Source organism: Vibrio sp. YT-19(2023), assembly GCF_033337395.1.
In genome coordinates, this window is the sequence record NZ_JAWOQN010000355.1 from 1 (window position 1) to 800 (window position 800).

General features: G+C 47.2%; 2 protein-coding genes. Both read left to right on the forward strand.

Annotated features, from left to right (window positions below; genetic code table 11):
- The first annotated feature begins 18 nt into the window (after positions 1-18).
- Positions 19-228 carry a hypothetical protein gene (locus R7E78_RS25865; protein WP_011105727.1) on the forward strand — a complete coding sequence of 70 codons (210 nt, stop codon included), beginning with the start codon at positions 19-21 and terminating at the stop codon, positions 226-228.
- Positions 229-297: 69 nt separating this feature from the next.
- A partial coding sequence (gene yfcE, locus R7E78_RS25870; protein WP_318058574.1) for a phosphodiesterase occupies positions 298-800 on the forward strand: 503 nt, incomplete at its 3' end.

The following is an 800-nucleotide window of genomic DNA, read 5'->3' on the forward strand; positions in this document are numbered from 1 at the left end:
AGTTGAGGAATTTTAATCATGCCTTTAGTCTCTTGCCCTGTGTGTGAGAAACAAATATCGAAACGTGCTCACACATGTCCAGGGTGTGGGGAACCGGACCCGTTACACCATTTAGCGAAGTCGAAGTTCATTTCGATGGTTTTTTGGACATTAGTTTTAGTCGGTGCCGGATATTTTGCTTGGTTCCATTTGCTACCGATGCTGATTGAGACTGTGCGTCATCAGTAATCGGGAAGTCGGTTGAGCATACGTCAGAATGCCGTAGAATAGCCTCATACATTTTGAGGAGACAACGTCGTGAAACTATTTTTTGCCTCAGACCTGCATGGCTCTTTGCCAGCAACCGAAGAAACCATCAAGTTATTCCTAGCATCAGGTGCAAAGCATTTGGTGCTGTTGGGTGACACGTTGAACCACGGACCACGCAACCCGATTCCGGAAGGGTATAACCCGCCCCAAGTGGCGGAGCTTCTCAACCAATACAGTCAGCAAATCATTTCCGTACGCGGTAACTGTGACAGCGAAGTAGATCAAATGCTGCTGAACTTCCCAATGATGATGGATTACGCATGGGTATTGCTAGAGTCTGGTAAGCGAATCTTTCTGACGCATGGCCATTTGTACAACAGCGATAAAAGACCACCTTTGCGAGAGGGTGACATCATCGCTCATGGTCATACGCATGTTCCCGTAGCCGAAATGAAAGAGGGTGTGGTGATCTTTAACCCCGGTTCAATGACCTTCCCGCGTAACGGTTTACCAAGAAGTTTTGGATTACTGGATGGGAATACGCTCAGTGT